Genomic DNA, 20,037 nt, shown 5'->3' on the forward strand with positions numbered 1-20,037 from the left:
CTACGAGCGAATTGTCAATCCTGCACGGCAGTAACGTAAATTACACGATATCCCTACGAAGTCAGCGAGGCGGCATGAGCAACGGGAACATTTCAGAAGAGCATATTGGTAGGGGCGGGTTTCCAGAGCCAAGCTCATTGAGCCGAGAATCGTTGGCTCCTTTAATGCCTGTAAGACTGTCTATCATTACGCAGTTTTATCCGCCAGACTACGCAGCAACTGGGCAGCTGATTGAAGAGCTAGCTGCTAACTTGGGACAACTCGGTTTGCCGGTGCAAATCTTTACCGGACAGCCGGGGTATGCCTTCAAAAAGCACTCTGCGCCCGCAATCGAGCATTGTAATAAAGTTTTAGTGCAGCGATCGCGCACTTCCCGAATGTGGCCTCAGCGAATTCGCGGCAAAGCCATCAATGGGTTATTATTCTGCGTGCGTTCTGGACTTCATCTACTCCAGACGGCTGGGCGAGGCGATGTTTTGCTCCTCACGACCGCCCCCCCCTTCTTGCCGATTCTAGGGTACTTAGCGAACTTAAGCTTTGGTGTGCCTTATGTTTGCCTGCTGTATGACTTATATCCCGATGTTGCCGTCGAACTAAATGTCGTTCGCCCCCAAAACTGGTTAGTTCGATTTTGGGATTTTGTCAACAGCTGCATTTGGAAAAACGCTCAAAAAATTATCGTCCTCAGCCCCTCGATGAAAGATCGCGTTACCGCCAAATGCCCGGAGGTTGCCAATAAGATTTCTGTAATTCATAACTGGGCAGATCCAGATCGGATTGTCCCGATTCCCAAGCCTGATAATTGGTTTGCCCAAGAGTTTAATCTAGTTGATACCTTTACCGTCCTCTACTCCGGCAATATGGGGCGCTGTCATGATATGGATACAATTCTGGAAGCCGCCAGACTCTTGGAAAATGAACCCATTCAATTTGTCTTTATTGGCAATGGTGCCAAGCGTCAAACTTGCATCAATAAAGTCAGCATGATGGGTTTACGCAATTGTCGCTTCTTGCCCTATCAAAATAAGCAGAATTTACCTTATTCCCTTACCGCTTGCGACTTGTCTTTAGTCAGCATTAGTCCTGGAATGGAAGGATTAGTTGTTCCCAGTAAGCTTTACGCCGCCTTAGCCGCAGGGCGTCCTCTTGCTGTCATTTGCGAACCTCATTCCTATCTTCGCCAGCTAATTTCTGAAGCCAAGTGTGGTGCTGCCTTCAACAACGAAGATGCGAACGGCTTGGCTAAATTTATTCAAAGCTTAGCGGCTTCTCCCAACTTGGTAAATCGAATGGGACGTGCAGGGCGTCACTACTTGGAGTCAAACTTTACGCCAGAGATTATTGCACAGCAATACTCAACAATTTTGCATCAGGCAGTTCGCGAAACAATGGAACTCGATGCTTCGGCAGAAGTTAAACCTTTGCGCTGGTACCACTCATCTCAACCTAGTAAGAAGCGGTCAGGAGGCGTCGTCCGCGTCTCTAAGCATCGTCGGGATTAAGCTTCATCATTTTCCAGGTGGTAAAAGTTCCAACCGGACTCCATAACACATAGGGAACTAGCAACAGAGACGCCCAGCCGGAAATTGGCAAGACTGTTAGTGCCAGAATTAGACCTAAAACGGAACCAATTGCACCAATAATCGTGCCAACTTTTAGACTGCGTAACCTCAACATCATTGGGTTGTAGGCGACAATTGCAATTTCTACTAAAAGATAGAACGCCATCAGTCCCCAATTTTTGGTGCGTTCCCAGACGATATAAGCTGACCAAGCACCGCAAATAAAAACAACTGTCCAGATGAGCGGAATTAATGGCTCAAACGTTAACCACCTCGGTCGTTGCAGGCGTTTGAACCACTTAACATCATTTGGGGTAATGATGTTACTCCCCATCGCTACTAAAAGAGTCACGCCCCCAATCACCATCCAAGATTTAATAACCATTCCCCTTCCCTTCGCTCCACCAGACCTGCTAGCCCTTTGTAGCGATTGTGTCAAGTTCAGGAGGAAGCTGTAATCACCCTCTAGTCTGAAACTAAGAAGCGATCGCGCTTAATTTATGTTCTAGTGAGTTGAGGAATGTGATCGCTGGTGTTGTGGTTGGGGAAGGCGATCGCGCTTGATTTATGTTCTGGTGAGTTGGGAATGCGATCGCAATACTTATGTTGTGGTGGAGAATGCGATCATGCTTCCGTGATTTTGTTGTTGTGGAATGCGATCGCTGTTTAATGGTGTTGTGGTTGGGAATGCGCTCACTACTGCCATAGATAAGACTTTTTGATATAATTAATTTTTCCTTTTTATCTGCATTTGAGGAATTAACTTATGAGTATTGATATTTATGCCTTTTACAATAATAAAGGTGGCGTTGGTAAAACTACGCTTTGTTCCAACGCGGCAACGCTTTATGCGGAAAAGCACCCAACTACCCAAGTCTTAGTTATTGATATGTGCCCTCAAGCAAATATCTCTCAATTTTTGCTTGGTGGAGGAAAGTTGGGATATGAAACGAATCAAAGATTACAATCTTTAAAAACGCGGAGAAACATCGTCGGATTCATAGATTGGCTTCTCAAGGGAAACTCAAGTTTCCGAACACCTAATATTTCCTATAAAGTTCCCATTACTCCTTTTAATCCTAATATTTCAGAAAATTTATATTTGATAGCAGGAGACTCTTTTCTAGAGTCTTTTTCATTAGCATTAAACTACGCTGTCATTAATCCTGCAAATACAAAAGCTTGGTTAGAATACATGACAGCAATAGAAAGGTTGTGTAAGTATGAATTTGATAAAGATCAATATGAAAATATGGTCGTTTTTATAGATTGTAATCCTAGCTTTTCTATATACACACAAATGGCTTTAGTATCTTCAGATAAAGTTGTAATTCCAATGATGGCAGATTTTAGTTCACTTGAAGGGATAAAAGCTCTTTTTATGCTGCTTTTTGGGAAATATCCTTCATCTGCTTTAAAGCGGTACGCTGATGATGTCATTACTTTTAATAAACAAGTAGATTCATTTACTCTCAAATTGCCAGTTATTTATGAGTTTGTTTTTAATAACTATACTATTAAAGATGGAGTGGCGACAGCATATGATTCCGTAAGAACAGAGCTAATTAATTTTTGCTACGAGCAATTTAAATTATTTCCTTCATTATTTGCACTTTGTGAAGATAAGCCCACTTCTCTTAGTGAATGGGAAAACTATTATGTTTCAAATATAAAAGATTTTCACACATCTGGTAAAGTATCGTCGTCTCTAGGAATACCTATGTCTAAGCTTCCGAATCAGTCTAAATATACAATGCCAGATGGAATTGATGTTAAACTCCCTATTGCTAATTATGCACAAGCGTTAGATGATATAGAATCATTTGTAGGAAAGATCCGCTAAATTTAAGAAGATATTTTAGTAATGACTGAAGTCGTAATTACTGAATTCATCTTCGTGAGTATAGCGGTTCTTTGTTCGGCTAGAGTAAAGGTGATAATTATCACTTAATTCGCCTAATTATTAATAGTAGATAAGGTGGGCATTAAACTTGAAGGGGCGGTTGAAACCGCAGCTACACAAGACAAAACCTGCCTACGCAGGTTTCAAAACCTTGTATTTCTTTAAGTCCGCGCAGGCGGACTTTGTTTGTGTAGCCGCGAATTACATTCGCCAGGGCTTAAGTTGACTTAGCCGAAGATACTGCCAAAAAACTCGACAGCCTCTTTTAAAGATGCGATGAAAAGGTCAATCTCTTCATGGGTGTTGTAGAAATACAAACTTGCCCGTGCAGTAGATTGCACTTTCAGGTAGCGGTGTAGAGGTTGGGTGCAGTGATGTCCGGCACGGATGGCGATGCCAGCTTGATCTAAGATGGTTGATAAGTCGTGAGGGTGGACATCTCCAGCGGTGAACGCAGCGAGTGCGGCTCTACCTTCTCCGGTACTGGTGGGTTGTGGCCCATAAGTTTTGATTTCTGGGATTTGCTGCAACTGTTGGAAGAGATAAGCTGTTAATTCGGCTTCGTAGGTATGGATGTTGTGCATACCAATACCACTGAGGTAATCTACCGCTGCACCAAGCGCGATCGCTTCCCCAATTGATGGCGTTCCTGCCTCAAACTTATGCGGTAAATCTGCATAAGTAGCATGGTCGAGGAATACATCAGCAATCATCTCGCCACCGCCTAAGAAGGGAGGCATGGAACGCAGTAAGTCTAACTTACCGTAGAGGAAACCAATTCCAGTCGGGGCGCACATTTTGTGACCAGAGGCGACTAGCCAATCGCAGTCTACGGCTTGCACGTCTAACACCATGTGAGGTGCAGCTTGGCAAGCGTCAATTAAGACTTTGGCACCGTATTTGTGAGCGATTTCGGTTATCGACTTAACGGGATTAATACATCCCAATGTGTTAGAGACGTAAACGGTGCTAACCAGTTTAGTTTTGTCTGAAATTAGAGATTTGAAGTGTTCTAAATCAAAAATTCCGTCTGGCGTTAGTTCTACAAACTTCAGCACCGCGCCTGTTCTTTGCGCCACGAACTGCCAAGGAATTAGATTGCTGTGGTGTTCCATTACGGAGAGGATGATTTCATCCCCTCGCTGCAAATTGTTCATCCCCCAACTGTAAGCAATTAAGTTAATCGCTTCGCTGGCGTTGCGGGTGTAGATAATTTCTTGACGCGAAGCAGCATTTACAAAAGCAGCAACTTTGTCTCTAGCACCTTCGTAAGCGTCTGTAGCTTTAGCGCTAAGGGTGTGAACACCCCGATGTACGTTGGAATTATACTGCTCGTAGTAATCCCGAATTGCGTTTAGCACCGCCAGAGGTTTTTGGGATGTGGCGGCGTTGTCTAGATAAACTAAGGGTTTGCCGTTGACTTCTTGGTGCAGAATTGGAAAATCTGCACGGACTTTATCGGCGAGTGTTCTATCTTTGGTGAGAGTCATGGGTAAAAAGGTAATGGGTAATTGATAATTGGTAATTGGTAACTGGTAAAAGTTATTTCTTCAAAATTACATTACTTATTACCGATTACCTATGCCAGACTATTCGATAGTTCTACAAGCAACACATCGAGAGAGACTTGTTTGCAGAGAGGCGATGGGAATCTGGTTGATAATTTCTATCGCAAAAGCGTCAACTAACAAGTTATTAGCACTCGCTTTGTCTAAACCGCGGCTTTGCAGGTAAAAGACTTCCTCATCATCCAACTGACTTACTGTTGCACCGTGAGTACATTTCACGTTATCTGCAATAATTTCCAGTTGAGGTTTAGTATCGACTCTCGCTTTGGGCGACAACAGCAAGTTACGATTTAATTGTCCCGCATCCGTCAATTGCGCTGCTTTGGCAACTAAGACTTTACCGTTAAAGACGGAATGAGCCTTGTCAGCCACGATACACTTTTGTAACTGGCGAGTGGTGCTGTGGGGATGGTTGAGAATAATGGCGCTGTGAGTATCGCCAATCTGTTCCCCAGAAATCATGGTTAAACCATTGAGGGTAGTTTCAGTTTGTTCGCCCAACTGATAAATTTCTAAGTTGTGGCGGGATATTTTGCCACCCAAACTCACTGAATTGCAAGTGTAGCGGCTGTTGCGGGATTGCGCGATCGCACTCTTGCCAATATGAAACGCTGCGCCACTATCTCGTTGTATCCGGTTGTGGCGGACTTCAGCATTGTCTTCTACCCAAATCTCTGTAACCGTATTGATTAAGTACGGATGAGTTTTATCCGCACACCAGTCGCCGACTGGCAAATAATCTTCTATTAGGGTTACTTGAGAGTTAGATTCAGCGACGACCAAACAGCGTGGCTGAGATAGGGTAGGGCGATCGCTAAAAGTAGACAGAAACAGCAAATGAATCGGTGTTTCAACTACCACATTCTTCGCTACCCACACTACAGCAGCATCAGTTAAGCCTGCTGTATTTAAGGCGGTGAATACCTCATCAAAACCCTTTTGTTGGGCAAAATAATTATCGATGCGAGTGCGATAAGTTATTGGCAGTTGGGCTAAATTTCCGGCAAATATCCCATCTGGCAGATTAGCAACAGATGACAGCGCAGGTGCATAAACACCGTTAACGAAAACTAGACGACTTTCGGCTGCTTCTGCTAGAGTCAATCCTTCAATTGCTGACTGGGGTACATCCGCAGATTTCGCAGCTTGGAAAGATAACTTTAACAAAGGCGAGATGTCTGTGACACGCCACTCTTCATCGCGGGTGGTGGGAAACTTGAGATGAGGTAGCCAGGAAGCAGCGCGATCGCGTAATTCTTGCAACCAGCCAACCATCTCTGGATCGAGTACCTGTAATTCTTGACTGTGAGACAAGTTTGACAACTCAACCAGCTTGGCATCTCGATTAGTCGCAGCAGACTTTAACCCGACTTCTTCTGGATTGGGGATAGAAGTTACTTGAATTGTCATTTTGCGCCCACCTCAGCTGCTTCTTCTTCCCTTACCCACTCATAACCGCGAGATTCCAATTCCAGTGCCAATTCTTTACCACCACTGGTAATAATTCGTCCGGCTTCCATGACGTGAACGAAATCTGGCACGATGTAATTCAGTAGTCGCTGATAGTGAGTAATCACCAGCATCGCATTCTCTGCATTTGCCAGCTGATTTACACCATCCGCCACAATCTTCAGCGCGTCAATATCTAACCCTGAATCCGTTTCATCCAAAATTGCTAACTTTGGTTCTAGCAGTGCCATTTGCAGAATCTCGTTCCGCTTCTTCTCACCACCCGAAAAACCTTCATTCACACTGCGGCTAAGAAAAGCAGGATTCATCTTTACCACATCCAGCTTTTCATGCACCAACTCATCAAAATCAAAAGCATCCAACTCCTCTAATCCCTCAGCCTTGCGACGGGAATTATAGGCAACTCTGAGGAAATCCACATTACTAACACCAGGAATTTCCAAAGGATATTGAAACGCCAAAAATATCCCAGCCCTAGCACGTTCTTCGGCTTCCATTTCCAGAAGATTTTTCCCCCGAAAAATTACCTCGCCGCCCGTCACCTCATACGCCGGATGTCCAGCCAAAACCTTAGAAAAGGTGCTTTTTCCAGAACCATTTGGTCCCATAATGGCATGAATTTCTCCCGCCTTTACTTCTAGATTCAAACCCTTAAGAATCGGAGTTTCATCAACATTTGCCGTGAGATCCCGAACTGATAGGATCACCTCACTATTTTCAATAATCATCTTTCCTCTCTTCTTCCTTTGTGCCCTTAGCGTCTTCGCGGTTTTTTATTCTATTTCAGCCTAAAAGTAGGCAACGCCCGCCTTACCTTTTTGAGTAAAGAAATTCAACCGTGGATAAACACAGATAAACACGAATGATTTATCGGCATTTATCTGTGTTTATCTGTAGTTTCATTTATCCCACACTGCCTTCTAACTTCATGCTCAACAACCTATCAGCTTCAACAGCAAATTCCATCGGCAGCTGATTAAACACATCCTTACAGAAGCCGCTAATCATCATCGAAATAGCATCTTCTGCCGAAATGCCCCGCTGTGAGAAAAAGAACAGCTGTTCTTCCCCAATTTTCGAGGTAGAAGCTTCATGCTCCACTTTTCCAGTGTTATTCTGCACCTGGATATAGGGGAAAGTATTCGCTTGGGCATTATCGCCAATCAGCATTGAGTCGCACTGAGAATAATTTCTCGCACCCTTTGCCTTGGGGCCAATTTTCACCAAGCCGCGATAGCTATTTGCCGACTTACCCGCCGAAATTCCCTTGGAAATAATCGTGCTGCGAGTGTTTTTGCCGATATGCACCATCTTGGTTCCAGTATCGGCTTGCTGCATATGATTCGTCAGCGCAACGGAGTAAAATTCACCCACGGAATTATCGCCAACTAGCACGCAGCTTGGGTATTTCCAGGTAATCGCGGAACCCGTTTCTACCTGCGTCCAAGAAATCTTGGAATTGACTCCCTGACACAGCCCACGCTTGGTGACAAAGTTGTAAATACCGCCTTTGCCATTTTCGTCTCCGGGGTACCAGTTTTGTACCGTGGAGTATTTAATTTCAGCGTTGTCGAGGGCAACCAGTTCCACCACAGCCGCGTGCAGCTGGTTGGTGTCAAACATTGGTGCTGTGCAACCTTCCAGATATGACACAGAGCTGCCTTCTTCGGCAATAATCAGCGTGCGCTCAAACTGCCCCGTATCGCCGCTGTTGATGCGGAAGTAGGTGGAGAGTTCCATCGGGCATTTGGTGCCTTTGGGGATGTAGACGAAGGAACCATCGCTGAATACGGCTGAGTTGAGGGCGGCGAAGTAATTATCTGCTACTGGCACAACGCTGCCGAGGTACTTCTGCACCAGTTCGGGGTGTTCCCGCAAAGCTTCGGAGATGGAACAGAAGATCACGCCGTCTTTGGCTAGCTTCTCTTTAAATGTTGTGGCAACTGAAACACTGTCGAAGATGGCATCTACGGCAACGTTAGACAACCGCTTTTGCTCTGAAAGCGAAATCCCTAGCTTCTCGTAGGCTTCTAACAAAGTTGGATCGACTTCATCTAGGCTGCCCAGCTTTTTGGGCTTTTGCTTCGGCGCGGAGTAGTAGATGATGTCTTGGTAGTCAATCGCCGGATACTTGACATGAGGCCAAGTTGGCTCTGTCATCTTCAGCCATTGCCGATAGGCTTTGAGGCGAAACTCTAGCATGAACTCCGGTTCTTCTTTCTTGGCGGAGATCAGGCGAACAACGTCCTCACTGAGTCCGCGAGGAATGCTATCTGTTTCAATGTCAGTGACAAAGCCGTATTTATAGGGCTGATTGACTAAGGTTTTAACGCTAGCAGTCATAGATAAAAGTGTTCTCGCGTGTTTTCGGACAAATCTCTCAGGATGGCAGGCTCAGGGCATGGGCGTCCGGAGTAGATCGCCCAGTCAAACTGCAACTACAATAGTAAAACAACAGGCTTGTTGCTTTACTTAATTCTATTTTAAAATACTTTAGCAACATAGATGTTGTCAAAGTCCAGTAGGAATTTTACCGCAAGACGATGGCGATTACTCAGCAGCCTTCCACCAAACAGGACATCTTGCAACATTTACTGAAAACAGGTCAAGCCACGGCTCAGGAGCTGGCTGACGCCTTTGAGGTAAGTCCGCAGGCGATTCGGCGTCATCTGAAGGATTTGGAGGCAGAAGGGCTAATCGTCCATCAATCGGTGCCTGCGACGATGGGACGCCCGCAGCACGTCTACGAGCTGAGTCAAGAAGGACGCGATCGCTTCCCCAGTCGTTACGGAGAGTTTGCCGTTGATTTCCTAGACACCTTGACAGAAACGCTCGGTTATGAGCAAGCAAGTACCGTGTTGCGAAAGCATTGGGAACGCAAGGCGATGGAATATCGAGTCAGACTGGGTAAAGGAAATTTGCGCGATCGCGTTGCCAAATTAGTTGAACTCCGCAAAGCTGAAGGCTACATGGCAGAGTGGTATCCTCTGGAGGAAAACGATGCTCAATTTATATTGGTAGAGCATAACTGTGCCATTTCCCACGTCGCCTCGTCTTTCCCCAGCGTTTGTGGACATGAGTTAGAAATGTTTGCTGCTGCTCTGCAAGATTGTAAAGTAGAACGGACGCACTGGATTATTAACGGAGAACATCGCTGCGGCTATTTAATTAAAGAACAGTAACTAAAAATATTTATGACTCAACCACAGCAACCATCAGAACAATTTTTGACTTACGAAGAAGCAGTTAAGGTAGATTCAGCACTGCTTCAAACTCATGAAAAATTTATAACAAGATTAACAATTTCATCCTTAAGAGTATTGAAACACATCGCAGAAGAGTACGGGGTTGTTATTGAAGATTTAACACCTGAGCAGATTATCACTTGGTTTGAGAAAGATTCAAAAATTAGGCGCGAACAGGGAAGCGATGCCGCATTTTTGAAGTGGTAAAGGGCTAAAAATGGCAGAGAATTTAACGTAATTATTGAGCGTGATTCTGAGGGATACTCTGTCGCTTCTGCGCGAAGTATTCTTGGTTGCCATATATAAGCAAAATCTTTAGGTGAACTCATGGAACGCATTCGAGAAGCTATCGAGATGTGTTTAGAAGTCGAAAAAGATACGGCAGAGCCGCTGGAATTTGCCAGCGTTCAAAGCGTTTTGGTTGAGCCAGAAGTTTAGGACTTTGTTGTGAGTGATCGTTCTTATTAGGTAGCCCAATCCTGGCTTAGATGTAAAGCTTATAAAAATAAGGGTTCCAAACTTGTAAGTTAGCTGGAAATCAAGGAATATGGCTGACAAAGAACAGGATATTGCGTCGCTGATTTCGAGGATTGAACGGCTAGAAAACGGGTTAAATGTCCGCAAGCAAAACATTACCTGGCTTAAACACTATTTTGATGAACTAAAAAAACAATTCGACACTCGCCCTGAGTTACAGCAAATCGCGCAGCTATCTGAGCAAGTCGCTTGTTTGCAACAACACCAGGAATCGCTGACACCACCAAGAATTGAACCGTCTAGCGAATCGGTGGTAGACACATCTGATAGTTTGGGAAATGCGGATGCTGCTGAGACTGAGCAAGAGGAGAAAATTGATCCATCTGCTCAACAAGAGCGAACAGTCGCTGTTTTCAGTGATGAAAAATTCAAAGTAGCAAAAATGACTCTGCTGCTGGGATATTTTGGAGATATGCTGCTAATCGAAGCTTATCTATCCGAAGAAAAGAGTCAGGGAAAGCCTATCAGTGCTGAAGAATTTTTGAAGCGCTATAACGAAGGACAAAGAGATTTTACTGGTATTAACCTAGCTGGAATAAATCTCATCGCTGCTGCTTTGTACGGCAAGGTAGACCTGAGTGCAGCTAATCTCAGTGGAGTTAAATTGAATAGGGCAAACTTGAGGAATGCAAAGTTGATGAATGCAGACCTTAGTAATGCCAATCTGAGTAATGCAGACCTATTTGAGGTCAATCTTGAAGGGGCAAACCTTCAGGGCGTCGAGCTTCAGCAAGCACTTTATAATGCAGCGACTGTCTTCCCGATAGGTTTTGATCCTGTTAAAGCAGGTGCTTACTTAATTGCTCCTAGCGTGCCGCTGCAAAGTGCTAACTTGGCTGGCACTAACCTGAATCAAGTAAACCTAACTGGTGCGAATCTCCACCGCGCAAACCTAAATACAATTAGCCTGAATGGTGCCGATTTGAGTACAGCTAACTTGACAGGGGCAAACCTAACTAAGGCAAATTTGAGTAGTGCAAAACTCCTTCAGGCAAATTTGAGTGGAGCTAACTTAAGTGAGGCAAATTTAAATGGAGCAAACCTAACAGCGGCAAGCTTAACGACAGTAAACCTAACGGCAGCAAACCTAATTGGAGCAAACTTAACAGCGGCAGATATGCGTGATGTGAATCTAAAAAACGCACAAATTTCAGACCGCACAAACTTCAGTGGCGCTAATCTAGCTGGGGCAAATCTGCTTGGGTTAACACTTCCGGCAAATTTGAATGGGGCAAATTTGGAAAGGGCAAACCTGTGTGGGGTTAACCTCAGTTGGGGAAAATTGAGTGGGGCTAATCTTAATTTAGCAGACCTGCGTGGGGCAAATTTGGAAGGGGCAAATCTGGAAAAGGCAAACCTGAAAGGAGCCAATATAAATGGGGTAATTCTGGGACAAGGAGATCGCAAGGCAAAGCTCGGCGGCGCAATTATGCCTGATGGTACGACTCACGAATAGACTTTGCTAAGGTACGCCTAAAAACATCGTTATACCAAAGGTGGTTGTATCCTTAACTCAGATAATCGGAGAAAACTACCTTGAGTCTAAAGCTTTATTTCCTCCGCCACGGACAGACAGACCGCAGTCGAGATAATGTTTTCTGTGGTTCCATAGATCCAGATTTGACGCCAGATGGTCTAGAGATGGCAAAAGCTTTTGCTGTTACCTATCGTTCCCTACCTTGGAATGCTATTTTTTGTAGTCCGATGCGGCGTACCGTAGCAACTGCGAAACCGCTGTGTGAAGCTGTGGGGATGCAGATGGAATTGCGGGACGGTTTGAAAGAGATTAACTATGGCAAGTGGGAAGGAAAAACTATAGAAACCGTTGACCGGGAGTATCACGATGATTATATTCGCTGGACTGCCGATCCAGCTTGGTATCCGCCGACTGAAGGAGAATTAGCGGTAGCGATCGCTCACCGTTCTTTACAAGTGATTGAAGAAATCAAGCAGCGGTTTAGCAACGGTAATGTTTTGATTGTTGCACACAAAGCTACTATCCGAATTATGCTGTGTAGCTTGCTGGGAATTGATGTGGGACGCTTTCGCTTTCGCTTGGGATGTCCGGTGGGTTCGGTCAGTATAGTAGAGTTTGGCGCTCATGGGCCATTACTTCATGCTTTAAGCGATCGCATTCATTTAGATGAGCGTTTGCGTACCTTACCCGGTACATGATTTGTTTGTAAGTTACCTAGTGATTAGAAATCACGGCTATACAAACAAAGTCTGCTTTCGGAGATAGCATTAAAACCTGCGGAGGCAGGTTTCGTCTGTGTAGCCGCAAATTACATTCGCCAAAGCATATTAATGTAAGATAATTTTTCCATGATTCCCACTATTTCTACGGTTCCAATTCAACAATTAGCTTCAGGCGATCGCTTATCGATTCAAGTTTATAAATTTATCGGTGCTAACCCTGGTAAAAAGGCATATTTACAAGCTAATCTGCACGGTGCAGAAATTGTTGGCAATGCTGTCATTCACCAACTAATCGAGTTTTTGATTACTATCAAGGATACGCAGCTCAATGGTGAAATCTGGCTAGTTCCTGTCTGCAATCCCATCAGTACCAATCAGCGGACTCATTATTTTTCTACAGGTCGATACAATATATTTGATGGGAAAGACTGGAACCGCATCTTTTGGGACTATGAAAAGGAATGTGAAGATTTAGGAGAATTTGCAAAATCCCACATAAATTTTGAAATAGATGCTATAGAAATTGAATATTACAAAAGAATTAAAAATAGTTTCGATAAACTCTTAGAAAAAATCAAGTCTCCAAGCGGAGCGCCTTTTAATGAACGGTATCGCTATCAGCTACAATCTTTATGTTTGGATGCTGATTATGTAATCGATATTCATAGCTCTTCTAATCAAGCGATAGATTACTTATATGGCTTCCATCGTAGAGAAGAAAGTGCCAAGTATTTCTTACTCGATTGGGAAATTTTACTGAATGAATATGATGGAGATGCTTTTGATGAAGCTTTCCTAAAACCTTGGTTAGCCTTAGAAAATCAGCTAGAAACTCTAGGAAAACCGATAGTCTTTGATAAAGAATCTTGGACGCTAGAACTGGGTTCGGGAATGCAAATGAATCCGGAATCAGTGGGGAAAGGAGTCCAAGGCATTAAAAATTACTTAGCCCAGAAAGACGTTTTATCGATTCCTGAATTTCCTTTGGCGCAAACGGCATCCCACAAAGTAACTTTTGTTTCAAAAAGCACCCTAAAAAAATATTATGCTCCTAGCGGAGGGATGATCCAATCGAGAGTCAAACTAGGTGCTTCAATTGAGGCTGGGGAAAGACTTTATCAAATTCTTAGCTTTAATAAACAGGAATTACCAAAATTAATTGATGTTTGTGCGGAGAACGCTGGTTTAGTCTTTGATATTTCGATGAATCATGCAGTGAATGAAGGAGAGTATGTATTATCAGTGATGTAGGGGTTTTTAAAAACGCAAACATCATGGAAGATGGGACGACGACAAACGCAGCAATTAATAAAGGCGAGGGAAATATCCTAGACGAGTCAGCATTTTTTAGCATTCCGAAAGCACCGGAAGGATATAAGTCGGGCTTTATTGGGATTATCGGACGCCCCAACGTGGGTAAGTCTACATTGATGAACTATATGGTGGGGCAAAAAATTGCCATCACTTCGCCAGTGGCGCAGACGACGCGCAACCGACTCCGGGGTATCGTGACGACGCCAGAGGCACAGATGATTTTTGTTGATACCCCAGGAATTCACAAACCGCACCACCAGTTAGGAGAGGTGTTGGTGAAAAATGCCCAGATTGCCATTGAGTCGGTGGATTTGGTGCTGTTTGTGGTGGATGGAGCGGTAGACTCTGGAGGAGGCGATCGCTATATTGTCGATATTCTTAGCCGCACCAAGACGCCTGTGATGTTGGGGATGAACAAAATCGACCTGCGAACCTCAGATTCCCAACAAATTGATGAGAGTTATACGCAGCTAGCTGAACCCTACAACTGGCCGATTGTGAAGTTCTCAGCCCTTACTGGAGAAGGAGTTGAGGCATTGCAGCAATTACTTAGCGATCGCCTAGAACCAGGGCCATACTATTATCCTCCTGATTATGTTACCGACCAGCCGGAACGCTTCATCATGGGGGAACTGATTCGAGAACAAATTTTGCTGCTAACCCGCGAAGAAGTTCCCCACTCAGTCGCCGTTACCATTGACAGGGTGGAGGAAGAACCGACGATTACTCGCCTTCTCGCCACTATCTACGTTGAACGCGACTCGCAAAAGGGGATTTTGATTGGCAAAGGCGGAACGATGCTCAAAGCGATTGGTAGCGCTGCCCGCGAACAAATCCAAAAGTTAATTGCGGGGAAAGTTTATCTGGAGTTATTTGTTAAAGTGCAGCCGAAATGGCGGCAGTCTCGACTACATCTAGCAGATTTGGGGTACAGGGTGGAACAGGAATAAACCGCGAAGACGCAAAGAGCGCGAAGGAAGAAAAAGAAGGGTTTTCTTCTTCTCTTTCTTCCTTCGTGTCCTAAGCGCTAACGCGCAGGCTACCCCAACGCGTCTTTGCGGTTAATATTCTTCGTGGTTAATATTAAATTCCCAAACGTTGATAAATCTCCTCTAAATGCTGCAAATGATGCTGCGGAGCGAAACACGCCTCAACTTCTTCTGAAGAAAGATGCTGCGTCACCCGGCTATCTTTGGCAATCAAATCGTGGAAATTGCCATCGGTTTTATTCCACGCTTGATGAGCGCAAGACTGCACCGTTGCATAGGCGTCCTCGCGGCTCATTCCCTTTTCTACCAGCGTCAGCATAACTCGCTGACTAAAGACAACACCGCCGTAACAATTCATATTCCGTTCCATGTTTTCGGGATAAACCAGCAGGTTTTTCACCAAATCGGTCATTTCCGCTAACATGAAGTGCGTTATGGTGCAGGAATCGGGCAGGATCATCCGCTCTACAGAACTGTGAGAGATGTCCCGTTCGTGCCAAAGGGCAACATTTTCTAAGGCGGCGACGGCGTGACCCCGCACCACCCGCGCCATCCCTGTCAAGCGCTCCGAACGAATCGGATTGCGCTTGTGCGGCATGGCAGAGGAGCCTTTTTGTCCTTTAGAGAAGAATTCTTCGACTTCTAGGACATCCGTGCGTTGCAAGTTGCGAATTTCGACCGCAAATCGCTCAATCGAGGCAGCCACTAAAGCCAAAGTTTGTACAAAGTCGGCATGGCGATCGCGCGAAATTACTTGCGTCGATGCTGTATCCGGTTCGAGTCCCAGTTTTTGGCAAGCGATCGCTTCAACTCTCGGCTCAATATTGGCGTAGGTTCCGACTGCACCGGAAATCTTGCCGACAGCAATTTCTTTGTGAAGACGCTGGAGGCGATCGCGCGATCGCAATACTTCTGCCAACCATCCCGCCAGCTTAAAGCCAAATGTAATCGGTTCCGCGTGAATGCCGTGCGATCGCCCAATCATTACCGTACTTTTATGCTGCTGCGCCTGCTGGCGAATTGCTGCAATCAAATCTTCCACACCCGCCAGCAACACATCCAAGCTGGCTACCAGTTGCAGTGCTAAAGCTGTATCTAGCACATCCGAACTGGTTAATCCCAGGTGAATATAGCGCCCCGCGTCGCCTACATATTCATTGACGTTTGTCAAGAACGCGATCATATCGTGGCGGACTTCAGCCTCAATTTCTAGCACCCGCTTCGGGTCAAAATTAGCCTTCGCCTTAATTTCCTCTACCGCCTGGGTTGGAATATAACCCAGTTCAGCTTGGGCTTCACAGACTGCAATTTCAACCTGGAGCCACGTCTTCAGTTTATAGGTGTCAGTCCACAGGTTGCCCATCTCAGGCAACGTATAACGCTCGATCACAGCAAGTGTCGCAGAATACAACCGTTTTATTGTACAACTGACGGTCAGATATGCCGCGACTCAAAAAATGCTTCTTGTCGAAAGATCCCTAATTTGATTTATTAAGGAGTTCAGGATGACTTGTAATTTTCTCAATTTGAATTTTTTATCTGTCTTTTTAGCCACCTCGGTAACAGTAACAGCAATTATCAGCACTGCACCTTTAGTAGCGATCGCCGACCCATCAGAAAATTACCTGGCTCAGGGTAGCAATTCTAACAAGGCGATCTCGCACTACGCACGAGGGATTACTCTTTATGACAAAGGAGATAAGCAAGGAGCCATTGAGGAGTTTAACCAGGCACTTCAGCTTAATCCTAATTATGTTGCAGCTTATTTATATCGAGGGAAGTCCCGCCAGGATTTAAAAGATTATCAGCAAGCAATTGAGGATTACAACCAAGTAATTCAGCGCAACCCTAATTATGTTTTAGCTTACTTAGAGCGGGGTACTTCCCGTACATTTCTGAGAGATTATCAGGGAGCAGCAGAAGACTATAGTCAGGCAATCCGCCTTTCTCCGATGAATTTCTTCGCCTATGATTATCGAGGAATGGCTCAGCAACGGCTTGGAAATTATCAAGAATCAATCAAAGACTTCGATCGAGCTATCGAAATTAATCCTGATTATGCCTACGGTTATTACGACCGAGGAATTTCTCGCCGCAGTTTAGGAGATAAGAAAAAGGCGCTTGAGGATTTTCAAAAAGCTGCTGACTTGTTTCAGCAGCAAGGAAACAAAGAACAGTATCAAAACCTGCTGGAAGAAATCAAGAAATTAAGATTGTAATGCATACCTTGTGCCTTTTTCAGGGCACAAACCTATCTTAGTTACTGCATTTTCTCGAATGTGTGGTACTAAATTGCTTCGGCAAGATGGTGGGTCTTGAGGTTTTCATCTCCGTTGAAATGGCAAAATTAAGGTTGATTCAAAAAAATGCGATCGCTAACCTCTCTTTACCACTACTTCTTTATCTATAAATCTGTTCGCTCGTGCTGGTAATCGTCGCGCACGAATCACTTCATTGTTAACAGAAATAGCCTCTAGCCCCCTTCTGGCTTGCGACAGATGATGGCATGAGGACACTCCTGTTCGATGATGACTTGGATAATGTTCCAATCTCCACCTGCAAGCCCGCAGGACATACCAGAAGGAATATAAACCGGAAGAACATTCTCGGTTGACCAATCATTAACTTGCTTCAGTCCCGTCCGCACCGCTTCATAGTCAGTGTAGATAATACCTTGAGCAGGTTTAGAACGACCATAGTTCCACTGCCCTGCCAAGTTGCAAACGTATAAGGGTGCATCTGTAACCTTAACAAACTGCACCATTCCTAGTTGCCATCGCTCCTTATACTTGCGATAGTCTTCGTAGACAATAGGCCAGCGATCGCGAATTTGTAGAGCCAAACCTGCTCCCATGCGTCCCTGACAATTTACCTGATGACAGATAACGCCACGCTCTACTTCAAGAATGTCCTGGCTGATTGTTTCCATATCACTGCATTCTATCTATCGTGCGGTACTGAATCGCTTCGGCAACGTGGTGGGTTTTGAGGTTTTCATCATTAGCTAAATCGGCAATAGTACGCGCTACTTTTAAAATGCGATCGCTGGCTCTTGCTGATAACCCCAATTTGCGAATAGCGGCTTCTAATAAATGGCGAGAAGCATCATCTAATTGACACCATTGCCGCAAATGACCACTTTGCATCTGAGCATTGCAACGCACCGATGGATCTGCTTTAAATCGAGTATGAGCGCGATCGCGTGCTGTTTCCACTCGTTCTCTTACAGGTGCCGAATCTTCCCCAGTCGGTTGTTGAGTAATTTCCTCTGGCTTGAGGCGATTCACCGCAACTTGTAGATCGATCCGATCCATCAACGGTCCGGAAAGCTTTGCCCAGTATTGTTCTCGCTGCCGAGGGGAACAGGTACAAGCTTGAATCGTATCGCCATAGTAACCGCACGGGCAGGGATTGGTACTCGCAACTAAGGTAAACTGAGCCGGAAACATCACCGATTGGCGAGTGCGGGAGATAGTGACAAAGCCATCTTCAAGCGGCTGACGCAAGAATTCCAGCACATCTCGCTTAAATTCTGTCAGTTCGTCCAGAAACAAAACGCCCCGATGCGCTAAAGATATTTCTCCCGGACGCGGAAAACTACCGCCACCGACGAGGGAGGGACCAGAAGCGGAGTGGTGAGGACTGCGGTAAGGGCGATCGCTCACCAGCGATCCTCTATTCTTAAGTAAGCCTGCGACCGAGTGAATTTGAGTCACTTCGAGAGCTTCGTCAAAGCTTAATGGCGGTAATATCCCTGGTAAGCGCCGCGCTAGCATCGTCTTCCCACTTCCCGGTGGCCCGACAAATACTAAGTTATGTCCACCCGCCGCCGCAATTTCTAGGGCACGGCGGGCAAAACTTTGTCCTTTTACATCTTTTAAGTCTGCACTGCTGAAGTGGGTTTTGGCTAACTCTTCTCTACCATCCACCTGCACTGGCGAATAACGCTCTGGCTCATTTAGAAAATCAGCCACTTGAGACAGATTTTTGAACCCGTAGACTGCTAGACCTTTGACAACTGCTGCTTCCCGCGCATTATTAGCGGGAACAACTAAACCTGCAATTCCCATCCGTTGGGCAGCAGCGGCAATTGGCAGCACACCAGCAACCGGACGCAGACTCCCATCTAGGGAAACTTCCCCTAAGAATAAGTAATCTCCTAATAACTGGGCACTCACCTGTTCAGATGCCGCCATAATGCCCACACTGATGGGCAAATCAAAGCTAGGTCCTTCCTTTCGTAAATCTGCCGGGGTCAGATTTACGACAATTTTTTTCATCGGAAAGGCATAACCCGCATTCTTCAGTGCCGCCTTCACCCGTTCCTTTGATTCCTGAACCGCTGTATCTGGCAACCCTACCAGCACAATTCCCGGCAATCCTCCGGATACATCGACTTCAACGCCCACCTTCACAGCATCGATACCGACGATAGATGCACTCCAAACCCTAGCCAGCATTGCAATCCCCCACTCTTATTTGGTGATACTGTTGGTGTTCGCCGTGGTCCAAACCCGTTTTCATTCAGAAAACAAGTTTGTAACAAGTTTTATGAGAAGCCAACCAACAGAATCTTTTATTAGAGTTCCCGCGATCGCGCTTAGCTTTATCGTCGGGGCTTAAAATGGCTGCAAGCACAGCTAATCAACGAAATAACCAAGCAACATGAGTGAAGCCACAGAAACCATCTTCAGCAAGATTATCCGTCGCGAAATCCCCGCAGATATTGTGTATGAGGATGACCTAGCACTTGCCTTTAAAGATATTCAACCCCAAGCCCCCATTCACATCCTCGTGATTCCCAAGCAGCCGATTCCTCAGCTTGCCGATGCCGATTCTCAGGATCGTGACCTGCTGGGTCACTTGTTACTGATTGTTAAGAATGTTGCAGAAAAAGCCGGACTCCAAAACGGCTACCGCGTTGTCATCAACACCGGCTCCGATGGGGGGCAAACCGTACCCCATCTCCATTTGCACATTTTGGGCGGACGCCAGATGAAATGGCCTCCCGGCTGAATCAGGAAGCCAAAAAAATTTTTGTTGAAAAAGCTTTACAAAACTAAATAGATGGGTTAATCTGGGATCAAGGTAGAGAAATCACTACCTCGAACCTCGAAAATTCAAACAAACAAGCACTCATAAGAACATGACCACAACCTTACAAAGACGCGAAAGCGCCAACGTATGGCAACGGTTCTGCGATTGGGTCACATCAACCGACAACCGCCTGTATGTAGGCTGGTTCGGCGT

General features: G+C 45.3%; 19 protein-coding genes and 1 pseudogene. 12 read left to right on the plus strand and 8 right to left on the minus strand.

Annotated features, from left to right (window positions below; translation table 11 throughout):
• Nucleotides 1–164 precede the first annotated feature (164 nt).
• Nucleotides 165–1,502 carry a glycosyltransferase family 4 protein gene (locus tag H6H02_RS10665; protein ID WP_242040662.1) on the plus strand — a complete coding sequence of 446 codons (1,338 nt, stop codon included), beginning with the start codon at nt 165–167 and terminating at the stop codon, nt 1,500–1,502.
• Here the strand turns inward: H6H02_RS10665 and H6H02_RS10670 are convergent.
• Complete coding sequence (locus H6H02_RS10670; RefSeq protein WP_190676008.1) at nt 1,483–1,947, minus strand: TspO/MBR family protein; 465 nt, start codon at nt 1,945–1,947, stop codon at nt 1,483–1,485. The two genes, H6H02_RS10665 and H6H02_RS10670, sit on opposite strands and share 20 nt — an antisense overlap.
• Nucleotides 1,948–2,094: 147 nt before the next feature.
• Here H6H02_RS10670 and H6H02_RS10675 point away from each other — a divergent pair, with 147 nt between their 5' ends.
• Both H6H02_RS10675 and H6H02_RS10680 read left to right on the plus strand, forming a co-directional pair.
• Nucleotides 2,095–2,232, plus strand: coding sequence for a hypothetical protein (locus tag H6H02_RS10675; RefSeq protein WP_190817361.1), 138 nt, complete (start codon nt 2,095–2,097; stop codon nt 2,230–2,232).
• 96 nt (nt 2,233–2,328) lie between these two features.
• Nucleotides 2,329–3,405 carry a ParA family protein gene (locus H6H02_RS10680; protein WP_190817363.1) on the plus strand — a complete coding sequence of 359 codons (1,077 nt, stop codon included), beginning with the start codon at nt 2,329–2,331 and terminating at the stop codon, nt 3,403–3,405.
• 287 nt (nt 3,406–3,692) lie between these two features.
• On the opposite strand, the gene H6H02_RS10685 is transcribed toward H6H02_RS10680, so the two are convergent.
• The 4 genes from H6H02_RS10685 to sufB all read right to left on the minus strand — a co-directional run bounded on the left by H6H02_RS10685 (nt 3,693) and on the right by sufB (nt 8,846).
• Nucleotides 3,693–4,955: a SufS family cysteine desulfurase gene (locus H6H02_RS10685; protein ID WP_190817365.1), complete on the minus strand. Its 1,263-nt coding sequence runs from the start codon at nt 4,953–4,955 to the stop codon at nt 3,693–3,695.
• A 99-nt stretch (nt 4,956–5,054) separates the two neighbouring features.
• The gene (gene sufD / locus H6H02_RS10690) at nt 5,055–6,443 is read right to left on the minus strand and encodes a Fe-S cluster assembly protein SufD (RefSeq protein WP_190817368.1); all 1,389 of its coding nucleotides are present in this window, start codon (nt 6,441–6,443) and stop codon (nt 5,055–5,057) included.
• Nucleotides 6,440–7,231, minus strand: a complete 792-nt coding sequence (sufC, locus tag H6H02_RS10695) for a Fe-S cluster assembly ATPase SufC (protein ID WP_190531273.1) — start codon at nt 7,229–7,231, stop codon at nt 6,440–6,442. Before sufC ends, sufD begins: the two co-directional genes overlap by 4 nt.
• A 175-nt stretch (nt 7,232–7,406) precedes the next feature.
• Nucleotides 7,407–8,846, minus strand: a complete 1,440-nt coding sequence (gene sufB / locus H6H02_RS10700; protein ID WP_190412101.1) for a Fe-S cluster assembly protein SufB — start codon at nt 8,844–8,846, stop codon at nt 7,407–7,409.
• A 200-nt stretch (nt 8,847–9,046) separates the two neighbouring features.
• Between sufB and sufR the strand changes: the two genes are divergently transcribed.
• The 7 genes and pseudogenes from sufR to era all read left to right on the plus strand — a co-directional run bounded on the left by sufR (nt 9,047) and on the right by era (nt 14,748).
• The gene (gene sufR, locus H6H02_RS10705; RefSeq protein WP_190817369.1) at nt 9,047–9,685 is read left to right on the plus strand and encodes an iron-sulfur cluster biosynthesis transcriptional regulator SufR; all 639 of its coding nucleotides are present in this window, start codon (nt 9,047–9,049) and stop codon (nt 9,683–9,685) included.
• A gap of 12 nt (nt 9,686–9,697) precedes the next feature.
• Nucleotides 9,698–9,955 (plus strand): hypothetical protein, encoded by a 258-nt coding sequence (locus tag H6H02_RS10710; protein WP_190412103.1) that lies wholly within the window; start codon nt 9,698–9,700, stop codon nt 9,953–9,955.
• Between the two features lie 30 nt (nt 9,956–9,985).
• Nucleotides 9,986–10,186 (plus strand): annotated as a pseudogene (locus tag H6H02_RS27875) (type II toxin-antitoxin system HicB family antitoxin).
• A 109-nt stretch (nt 10,187–10,295) separates the two neighbouring features.
• Nucleotides 10,296–11,741, plus strand: a complete 1,446-nt coding sequence (locus H6H02_RS10720; protein ID WP_242040658.1) for a pentapeptide repeat-containing protein — start codon at nt 10,296–10,298, stop codon at nt 11,739–11,741.
• Nucleotides 11,742–11,821: 80 nt separating this feature from the next.
• Nucleotides 11,822–12,460 carry a histidine phosphatase family protein gene (locus H6H02_RS10725; RefSeq protein WP_190817371.1) on the plus strand — a complete coding sequence of 213 codons (639 nt, stop codon included), beginning with the start codon at nt 11,822–11,824 and terminating at the stop codon, nt 12,458–12,460.
• A 150-nt stretch (nt 12,461–12,610) separates the two neighbouring features.
• Complete coding sequence (locus H6H02_RS10730) at nt 12,611–13,735, plus strand: succinylglutamate desuccinylase/aspartoacylase family protein (protein WP_190817373.1); 1,125 nt, start codon at nt 12,611–12,613, stop codon at nt 13,733–13,735.
• A gap of 23 nt (nt 13,736–13,758) precedes the next feature.
• Nucleotides 13,759–14,748: a GTPase Era gene (gene era / locus H6H02_RS10735; protein ID WP_190817375.1), complete on the plus strand. Its 990-nt coding sequence runs from the start codon at nt 13,759–13,761 to the stop codon at nt 14,746–14,748.
• Between the two features lie 133 nt (nt 14,749–14,881).
• Here era and purB read toward each other — a convergent pair whose 3' ends face one another.
• Nucleotides 14,882–16,177 (minus strand): adenylosuccinate lyase, encoded by a 1,296-nt coding sequence (gene purB, locus H6H02_RS10740; protein WP_190817409.1) that lies wholly within the window; start codon nt 16,175–16,177, stop codon nt 14,882–14,884.
• A 115-nt stretch (nt 16,178–16,292) separates the two neighbouring features.
• On the opposite strand from purB, the gene H6H02_RS10745 reads away from it, so the two are divergent.
• Nucleotides 16,293–17,006, plus strand: a complete 714-nt coding sequence (locus H6H02_RS10745; RefSeq protein ID WP_190817377.1) for a tetratricopeptide repeat protein — start codon at nt 16,293–16,295, stop codon at nt 17,004–17,006.
• Nucleotides 17,007–17,260: 254 nt separating this feature from the next.
• Here the strand turns inward: H6H02_RS10745 and H6H02_RS10750 are convergent, their stop codons facing one another.
• Both H6H02_RS10750 and H6H02_RS10755 read right to left on the minus strand, forming a co-directional pair.
• On the minus strand, nt 17,261–17,716 hold the full coding sequence (locus tag H6H02_RS10750; RefSeq protein WP_190817379.1) for a hypothetical protein: 456 nt from the start codon (nt 17,714–17,716) through the stop codon (nt 17,261–17,263).
• 1 nt (nt 17,717) lies between these two features.
• Nucleotides 17,718–19,247: a YifB family Mg chelatase-like AAA ATPase gene (locus tag H6H02_RS10755; protein WP_190817381.1), complete on the minus strand. Its 1,530-nt coding sequence runs from the start codon at nt 19,245–19,247 to the stop codon at nt 17,718–17,720.
• A 205-nt stretch (nt 19,248–19,452) separates the two neighbouring features.
• Here H6H02_RS10755 and H6H02_RS10760 point away from each other — a divergent pair, with 205 nt between their 5' ends.
• Nucleotides 19,453–19,803, plus strand: a complete 351-nt coding sequence (locus H6H02_RS10760; RefSeq protein WP_190817383.1) for a histidine triad nucleotide-binding protein — start codon at nt 19,453–19,455, stop codon at nt 19,801–19,803.
• Nucleotides 19,804–20,037 lie beyond the last annotated feature (234 nt).

It is taken from the genome of Coleofasciculus sp. FACHB-1120, from assembly GCF_014698845.1.
GTDB lineage: Bacteria > Cyanobacteriota > Cyanobacteriia > Cyanobacteriales > FACHB-T130 > FACHB-T130.